The 9,332-nt window shown below is 48.3% G+C and carries 5 protein-coding genes; all 5 read left to right on the top strand.

Annotated elements, in window-relative coordinates:
* The first annotated feature begins 154 nt into the window (after positions 1–154).
* The 5 genes from thrA to FHQ30_RS09995 all read left to right on the top strand — a co-directional run bounded on the left by thrA (position 155) and on the right by FHQ30_RS09995 (position 9,264).
* The gene (thrA, locus tag FHQ30_RS10015) at positions 155–2,614 is read left to right on the top strand and encodes a bifunctional aspartate kinase/homoserine dehydrogenase I (RefSeq protein WP_139610929.1); all 2,460 of its coding nucleotides are present in this window, start codon (positions 155–157) and stop codon (positions 2,612–2,614) included.
* A gap of 8 nt (positions 2,615–2,622) precedes the next feature.
* Complete coding sequence (gene thrB / locus FHQ30_RS10010; RefSeq protein WP_139610937.1) at positions 2,623–3,567, top strand: homoserine kinase; 945 nt, start codon at positions 2,623–2,625, stop codon at positions 3,565–3,567.
* Between the two features lie 295 nt (positions 3,568–3,862).
* Entirely contained in the window at positions 3,863–5,140 is a 1,278-nt protein-coding gene (thrC, locus tag FHQ30_RS10005) for a threonine synthase (RefSeq protein ID WP_139610930.1), read from the top strand.
* 288 nt (positions 5,141–5,428) lie between these two features.
* Positions 5,429–8,035 carry a bifunctional aconitate hydratase 2/2-methylisocitrate dehydratase gene (gene acnB / locus FHQ30_RS10000; RefSeq protein WP_139610931.1) on the top strand — a complete coding sequence of 869 codons (2,607 nt, stop codon included), beginning with the start codon at positions 5,429–5,431 and terminating at the stop codon, positions 8,033–8,035.
* Positions 8,036–8,172: 137 nt separating this feature from the next.
* Positions 8,173–9,264 carry a metallophosphoesterase gene (locus FHQ30_RS09995; RefSeq protein ID WP_139610932.1) on the top strand — a complete coding sequence of 364 codons (1,092 nt, stop codon included), beginning with the start codon at positions 8,173–8,175 and terminating at the stop codon, positions 9,262–9,264.
* Positions 9,265–9,332: the final 68 nt, after the last annotated feature.

The following is a 9,332-nucleotide window of genomic DNA, read 5'->3' as shown; positions in this document are numbered from 1 at the left end:
CCATTATCACCACCATTATGATTACCATGCGTAAGTCCGTGGCGGGTTAGTGTTGTATAACAAAATCAAAGCAACCCGCACCGACCAGTGCGGGTTTTTTAGTATTTAAGAATAGTATTTAAAATCAACATATTAGAAAAATCAGGAGAAGATTATGCGAGTGCTTAAATTTGGAGGAACGTCGTTGGCGAATCCGGAACGCTTTTTACAGGCTGCCGGGTTGATCGAACAGGCGCATTTGAAGGATCAGGCGGCAGGCGTGCTGTCGGCACCGGCGAAAATCACCAATTATCTGGTGGCGTTGGTCGAAAAGGCAGTCGCCGGAGAAAATTTTGAACAGGATTTTAACGACGCCCTTCACATTTTCTACCGCATTATCGATGGCTTACACCAAGCCAATCCTAAACTCGACAAAATCACCCTTCTGCAAGTTATTGACAACGAATTTACCCAACTGAAACAGGTATTAAGCGATATTCAGCGCAACAAGCGTTGCCCGGACAGCGTGAATGCCACCATTTTGTGCCGCGGCGAAAAACTGTCGATTGCGATGATGAAAGCCTGGTTTGAGGCGAAAGGCTATTCGGTCAGCCAGATCGATCCGGTGGAAAAACTGGTGGCGAAAGGCACTTATTTGGAATCGTCGGTCAGTATCAGCAAATCCAAACCGCGTGTGGATGCGGCGTCTATCCCGAAACAAAATATCGTATTAATGGCCGGTTTTACCGCCGGTAATGAACAAGGCGAATTAGTATTACTGGGACGCAACGGCTCGGATTATTCGGCGGCGGTGTTGGCGGCGTGTCTGGATGCGGATTATTGTGAGATTTGGACTGATGTGGACGGAGTTTATACCTGCGATCCACGTTTGGTCAGTGATGCCCGTTTGTTGGACAGCCTTTCTTACCAAGAAGCGATGGAGCTTTCTTATTTCGGTGCGAAAGTGATCCACCCGCGCACTATCGGCCCGCTGGTGCGCTGTAGCATTCCTTGCGTGATTAAAAATACCGCCAATCCGGATGCGCCGGGTACTTACATCAATAACGACGTTAAATCGGACAGTTTGCAGGTGAAAGGGATCACCAATCTGGATAATGTCAGTATGTTCAATATTTCCGGTCCGGGCATGCAGGGCATGGTTGGTATGGCTGCGCGGGTGTTTTCCACCATGTCGAACGCCGGTATTTCGGTGATTTTGATTACTCAATCTTCGTCTGAATACAGCATCAGTTTTTGTGTATTAAGCAAATCGGTCGCGATCGCCAAGCAAGCGTTACAACAAGAGTTCGCTTACGAATTGGAGCATAAACAATTAGAACCACTGGAGATCACCGACAATTTATCGATTGTTTCCGTGGTCGGCGACGGCATGAAAACCGCGAAAGGCATTGCCGCCCGTTTCTTTACCGCACTTGCCCGTTCTAATATCAATATTGTAGCGATCGCACAGGGATCATCCGAACGTTCAATCTCGACTGTCGTGCCGCAAAACAAATCAGTGCAGGCGGTGAAAGCCACCCACCGTGCGTTGTTCACCCATCATCAAGTAGTCGATGTGTTCGTGGTCGGCATCGGCGGTGTGGGCGGCGAGTTGGTCGATCAAATCCAACGCCAGACCGATTATCTGGAAAAAAAGAATATCGCGATCCGCGTCTATGCCTTAGCGAATTCGAAAAAACTTCTGCTGAGCGAACAGCCGCTGGAATTGACTAATTGGCGTGAACAGCTGGTGCAAGCCGATGCTGAATATTCGGTGGAGCGTCTGGTAAAATTTGTGCAAGATAACAATATTGTCAATCCGGTGCTGGTGGATTGTACTTCTAACCAAGATATTGCCAATCAATACGTCAGCTATTTGAGTGCCGGTTTTCATGTGGTGACGCCGAATAAAAAAGCCAACACTTCCGATGTGGAGTACTACCTGCGCTTAAGAGCGGTGGCAGCGCAAAATCAGCGCAAATTTATGTACGACACCAATGTCGGTGCCGGATTGCCGGTGATTGATAATCTGCAAAAACTGTTGGCAGCGGGCGACGAAGTGCTGCAATTTGACGGGATTCTGTCCGGTTCATTGTCATTTATTTTTGGCAAATTGGAAGAGGGCTTGAGCCTGTCGGCAGCAACCGCACTGGCCAAAGAAAAAGGTTTTACCGAACCGGATCCGCGTGATGATTTGTCGGGCAGTGATGTGGCGCGCAAGTTGTTGATTATTGCCCGTGAAAACGGTTTGATGTTGGAACTGAAAGACGTTGAAGTGGAAGGTGTGTTGCCGCAGGGTTTTGCCGAGGGTAAAAATGTAGCAGACTTTATGGCTGAGCTGCCGCAGCTGGACGCTGAATTTGCCGAACGTGTTGCTGCCGCCAAAGCCAACGGGCAGGTGTTGCGCTATGTCGGACAACTGGAAAATGGCAAATGCAAGGTTTCGATTGTGGCAGTCGATGGTGATAATCCATTGTATAAAGTGAAAAACGGAGAAAATGCCTTGGCGTTTTATACCCGTTATTACAACCCGATTCCGCTGTTATTGCGCGGCTATGGCGCCGGCAATGATGTGACCGCTGCCGGGATTTTTGCTGATATTTTGCGCACACTGCAAAATGGAGGAGGCAATTAATGTCAGATTTGTTAAGAGTTTACGCTCCGGCGTCCAGTGCCAATATCAGTGTCGGTTTTGATACCTTAGGTGCAGCGATTTCACCGATTGACGGTTCACTGCTGGGAGATGTAGTGCAGATCGAAGCCATTTCACAAGGCTTTGAGTTAGAAAGTGCCGGTTATTTTGTGCGCAAATTGCCAAAAGAACCACAAAAAAACATTGTTTATCAAGCCTATGTGCTGTTTAGCGAACGGTTAAAACTGCGTAATTGCAAAGTGCGGTCGCTGCGTTTGATTTTGGAAAAAAATATGCCGATCGGCTCAGGCTTGGGATCGAGCGCCTGTTCGATCGTGGCGGCTTTGGTGGCGCTGAATAAATTCCATCAAGAGCCGTTTTCCAAAATGGAACTGCTGGAAATGATGGGCGAACTGGAAGGACGGATTTCCGGCTCGATTCACTATGACAACGTAGCGCCGTGCTTTTTGGGCGGCGTGCAGTTGATGGTGCAATCGTTAGGCAATATCAGCCAAACCTTGCCGTTTTTTGATCAATGGTATTGGGTGCTGGCGTATCCGGGGATCGAAGTCTCCACTGCCGAAGCTCGTGCGATTTTGCCGAAAAGCTATAGTCGCCAAGATGTGATCGATCATGGTCGTTATCTGGGCAGTTTTGTACACGCTTGCCATACCCAACAAGCCAATTTAGCCGCTTTGATGATGAAAGATGTGATTGCCGAGCCGTATCGTGAGCAGTTGCTGCCGAATTATGATAATGTAAAACAAGGCTGCCGTGATCTGGGTGCATTGGCAACAGGCATTTCCGGTTCCGGTCCGACGATTTTTGCGATCACCCCGGATTTGGCAACCGCGAGTAAAGTGGCAACCTATTTAGAAAACAACTATTTGCAGAACAACGAGGGTTTCGTCCACGTTTGCCAGGTTGATAATCAAGGGGCAAGGCTGCTAGACTGATGTCATTCTATGACTTATAAACGAGCAAAATTTATAAATAGAGTAGCGGAATTTATAAATAGAGTAGTGGAATTTATAAATAGAGTAGGGGCGGATTGTATATCCGCCCGAACTGTACTTTGCATTTTCCTTTATTGATTAAGTGCTTATGTCGAGCTTCGTATACGGGCAGATATGCAATCCGCCCGTACTTTGCCTCATCAATGACTTTGTCAATAATCCGAGTGAATACAATCAGTCCCTACATCGCCTCGCTGAATAAGTGAATAACAAATCACAATTAAAGGATTTTTTAATGAATTTATACAACATCAAACACCCGGAACAGCAAGTTGATTTCGCCCAAGCGGTGCGTGAAGGATTGGGTAAAAACCAAGGGTTGTTTTTCCCCGAAGTGATTCCACCGTTGGACAATATTGATGCGTTGCTGGAGCTGCCGCTTGTCGAGCGCAGCCAAGCGATCTTATCGGCACTGATCGGCGAAGAATTGCCAAGTGCGGTTTTAAACCAAATCGTCAGTGATGCCTTCACGTTTCCGGCACCGTTGGTGAAAGTCGAAGACAATATCTATGCGCTGGAACTATTCCACGGGCCGACACTGGCGTTTAAAGATTTCGGCGGGCGTTTTATGGCGCGCACCTTGGCGGCAATCCGCGGCGAAGGCAAAATCACGATTTTAACCGCCACTTCCGGTGATACCGGCGCAGCGGTAGCGCATGCGTTTTACGGTTTAGACAATATTGAAGTGGTGATCCTGTATCCGAAAGGCAAAATCAGCCCGCTGCAAGAGAAACTGTTCTGTACTTTGGGCGGCAATATCCGCACCGTGGCGATTAACGGTGATTTTGACGACTGTCAGGCGTTGGTGAAGCAAGCCTTTGACGATCAAGACTTGCGTGAGGCAATCGGTTTAAATTCGGCGAATTCGATCAATATCAGCCGCTTACTGGCGCAAGTGTGCTACTACTTTGAAGCAGTGGCGCAACTGCCGCAAGCGCAGCGTAATAACCTGGTGGTTTCAGTGCCGAGTGGTAACTTTGGCAACTTAACCGCAGGCTTGATTGCTAAATGGCTAGGCTTGCCGATTAAGCGTTTTATCGCCTCGACCAATGCCAACGACACCGTACCACGCTACTTGAAGAGCGGGCAATGGCAGCCGAACGCTACCGTGGCGACCTTATCCAATGCGATGGACGTGAGCCGCCCGAACAACTGGCCACGGGTGGAGGAGATCTTTAAGCGTAACGGCTGGAATTTAAGCGAACTGCACAGCGATTCGCGCAGCGATACGGCAACCGAAGCCGCACTTCAAGCGATGCAAGCCAAAGGCTATTTGTGCGAACCGCACGGTGCGATTGCTTACGATACCTTAAATGCCGATCTGCAAGCGGGCGAAACCGGTATCTTCCTTTGCACCGCCCACCCGGCGAAATTTAAAGAGAGCGTCGATCGTATTCTTGGATTAGAGCTGCCGTTGCCACAAGCGTTGGACAAACACAACAAACTGCCGTTGTTGTCCGATGAAATGGCAAATGATTTCAGTTTATTAAGGACTTATCTGTTACAGCGCTAGTGAAATATCTCGCGGAATGAGCTGACTAAAAGCGAGCCGAGTGGTTCGCTTTTGTATTTTGGGAAGCTGAAATCGCACGAATTGTTGAAAAATAAAGGACAAACCGCACTTTTATACTTTAAATCGCAAAAAATCCTTGATCTAGCCCAAATAATTTAAATAAAGTGGTAGCGTCGCCCTATAGAGGGTGTAATATGTAACAATTTAATAACAATGGATTTAGCGAAGATCTGTTGTTGAGCCATAACTTACTCTACTTACTCACTATCATAATGACGAGGTGTAATGATGTCAGATTTCTTAGCCGATTATCGAGCCCATGTTGAACAACGCTTACAGCAAGGTGTGGTTGCTAAGCCGCTGGATGCAGAACAGACCGCCCAGTTGGTGGAGCTGCTGAAAAAACCGGTGGCAGGGGAAGAGGCTTTTTTAGTCGATTTATTTGAAAACAGGGTGCCGGCAGGCGTTGACGAAGCGGCGTATGTCAAGGCCTCGTTTCTATCTGCGCTAGTGAGTGGTGATGTCAGTTCGCCGTTGATTTCGGCGCAAAGGGCGGTCGAGCTGCTTGGCACGATGCAAGGCGGCTACAATATCGAGCCGTTGCTGAAAGCGCTGGATAATCCAAAACTGGCGCCATTGGCGGCGACCGCACTCTCTTCCACCTTGCTGATGTTTGATAATTTCCATGATGTGGTAGAGAAAGCCAATGCGGGCAATGATTACGCTAAACAAGTGTTACACTCTTGGGCTGAGGCTGAATGGTATTTATCGCGCCCGAAATTAGCGGAGAAAATCACTGTAACCGTGTTTAAAGTGACCGGCGAAACCAACACCGATGATCTGTCACCGGCGCAAGATGCTTGGTCACGTCCGGATATTCCGTTGCATGCGCTGTCGATGTTAAAAAATGAACGTGAGGGCATTCAGCCTGACGAAGTCGGGGTTATCGGCCCAATCAAACAGATTGAAAAGTTAAAACAAAAAGGCTTTCCGCTGGCGTATGTCGGTGATGTAGTCGGCACCGGATCGTCGCGCAAATCAGCGACCAATTCCGTGTTGTGGTTTATGGGCGACGATATTCCGTTTGTGCCGAATAAACGTGCCGGCGGCGTGGTGCTGGGCAGCAAAATTGCACCGATTTTCTTTAATACCTTGGAAGATGCGGGGGCGTTGCCGATTGAAGTCGATGTCAACAATCTGGAAATGGGCGATGTGATCGACATTTATCCGTATCAAGGCAAAATCTGCAAACACGGCACTGAGCAAGTTTTGGCTGAGTTCAGTTTAAAAACCAATGTGTTGCTGGACGAAGTGCGTGCCGGTGGACGGATTCCGCTGATTATCGGGCGTGGACTGACCCACAAAGCCCGCTGTGAGTTGGGCTTGTCGGAAAACGATGTGTTTGCCAAACCGAAAGCCACCGAGCAGAGCAGTAAAGGCTTCACGTTGGCACAAAAAATGGTTGGGCGTGCCTGTGGCGTGGACGGCATTCGTCCGGGGCAATATTGTGAGCCAAGAATGACCTCAGTCGGCTCGCAAGACACCACCGGTCCGATGACCCGTGATGAATTGAAAGATTTGGCGTGTCTGGGTTTTTCAACCGATTTGGTGATGCAATCCTTCTGCCATACTGCGGCTTATCCAAAACCGGTGGATGTTACCACCCACCACACTTTGCCGGATTTCATTATGAACCGTGGCGGTGTGTCACTGCGTCCCGGTGATGGCATTATCCACTCGTGGCTAAACCGAATGTTGTTGCCGGATACGGTCGGCACCGGCGGCGATTCCCATACCCGTTTCCCGATTGGTATTTCCTTCCCGGCGGGTTCCGGCTTGGTGGCGTTTGCTGCGGCGACCGGCGTGATGCCGTTGGATATGCCGGAATCTGTGCTGGTGCGTTTCAGCGGCACGATGCAACCGGGAATCACGCTGCGGGATCTGGTGCATGCGATTCCGTATTATGCGATTAAGCAAGGTTTGCTGACGGTAGAGAAGAAAGGCAAGAAAAATATCTTCTCAGGGCGGATTTTAGAAATCGAAGGCTTGGAAGATCTGAAAATCGAACAGGCATTCGAACTGTCTGATGCTTCGGCGGAGCGCTCGGCGGCAGCTTGTACCATTAAGCTGGATAAAGCGCCGATTATTGAATATTTGAATTCGAATATCACACTGTTGAAATGGATGATCGCCGAAGGTTATGGCGATGTACGTACCATCGAGCGCCGGATTAAAGGCATGCAAGCGTGGCTGGCTGATCCGCAACTGATGCAAGCCGATGCTGATGCGGAATATGCAGCAGTGATTGACATTGATTTGAATGAAATCAAAGAGCCGATTCTGTGTGCGCCAAATGATCCGGATGATGCACGTAAACTGTCGGACGTTGCCGGAGATAAGATTGATGAAGTCTTTATCGGTTCTTGTATGACCAATATCGGTCACTTCCGTGCAGCGGGCAAACTGCTGGATAAATTCAAAGAGGTGATCCCAACCCGTTTATGGATTGCGCCACCGACCAAAATGGATGCAGCATTGTTGACCGAAGAGGGCTACTACAGCATTTTTGGTAAGAGTGGTGCCAGAATGGAGATGCCGGGCTGTTCCTTGTGTATGGGCAATCAGGCACGGGTGGCAAGCGGTGCAACCGTGGTATCGACCTCGACCCGCAACTTCCCGAACCGTTTGGGACAAGGGGCGAATGTGTATTTGGCGTCCGCTGAATTATCGGCAATTGCCGCCTTATTGGGGCGTTTACCAACGGTGGACGAATATCTGCGTTACGCAGCCGATCTGCAAACCGACAAAGCGGATACCTACCGTTATATGAATTTTGACCAGATCAATAGCTATGTGAAAAAAGCGGATGAAGTGATTTTTCAAACGGCGGTATAAAAATACCGCTTAAAAGTGCGGTATAAAATGTATCGTTAAGTCCGATTTAATCGGTATAATGCAATCCTCTGACTTTTTGGACAGAGGATTTTTCTTTTTTTGAAGCACTTTTTTTAGGTTATTGGGGAGAGCAAATAATGCCGCCACGCTATTTAATTATCTTTGCGGTTGTGATTTTAACTGCACAACTGTTTATTTATGTCACCAATCGTGGTCTGCGTTGGTATCTGAAACCCTACATCGGGCAAAAGTGCGGTTTTCTGCTGAGTGCGTTGCTGTGGCTGCTGCCGAATATCTTAATGGCGATCACGGCCAGTCGTGTTTTTCCACAATACAGAATCACCGCTTTTGTACTGTTTTTGCTTGCCTACGCCTTTATGCTCACGCTGGGGCTGTGGCTGATCCGTTTATTGGTAAAGCGTGTCGTCAATCCGCTTAAACTTGACCGCACTTTGCGGCTGGTAGCGCCGTTGCTGTATGTTTCGATCATTGGTTTTGGTTTATACAACGCCTACACCCCGTATGTGCAACATTATGCGATTCACAGCGACAAATTGCAGGGCAGTTTGCGTATTGGTTTAGTCAGCGATCTGCATTTAGGCAAACTGTTTGGTGCAAAACAGTTGGATAAATTAGCTGAGATTATGCAACAGCAACAGGTCGATATCATCCTGATGCCGGGCGATATTATGGATGATAATTTGACGTATTATCTGGCAGAAAATATGCAACCGCACTTGCAGAAATTGCGCGCACCGCTTGGTGTTTATGCCACTCTCGGTAATCACGATTTTTTCGGCGCACAACAACAAATTCGTCTGGCATTACAAGCCGCAGGGATCAATGTTCTGGCGGACGAAGCGGTTTCGATTGACAATCGTTTTGTGGTGGTCGGACGCAATGATCACCTTGATAAAACTCGTTTACCGCTAAATCAACTACTCGCTCATTTACCACAAGATAACCGCCTGCGGATCCTACTGGACCACCGCCCGGACGATATCATTGAAAACAGCCAATTAGCATTGGATCTGCAACTATCGGGACATGCACACAAAGGACAAGTTTTTCCGGCGAATCTGATTACCAACGTTATTTATCCGCTGGATCATGGCTATCTTAACTTAAACAACCGCCATTTTGTGGTCACCTCCGGCTACGGCTTCTGGGGCATCCCATTTCGAATCGGCTCACAAGCGGAAGTGGTGGTGATTGATATTAATCGTTAACATTAAAAGTGCGGTCAGAATGAATTGGGGATCGCTATCCTGACTTAAGGTAGTATGCATAATAAACT

Origin of the sequence: Testudinibacter sp. 'clade 2' (assembly GCF_006227735.1) — a bacterium.
In the GTDB taxonomy this organism is placed as follows: Bacteria; Pseudomonadota; Gammaproteobacteria; order Enterobacterales; family Pasteurellaceae; genus Chelonobacter.
Note: the sequence above shows the minus strand (reverse complement) of the source record. Positions and strands in the feature narration are given on the sequence as shown.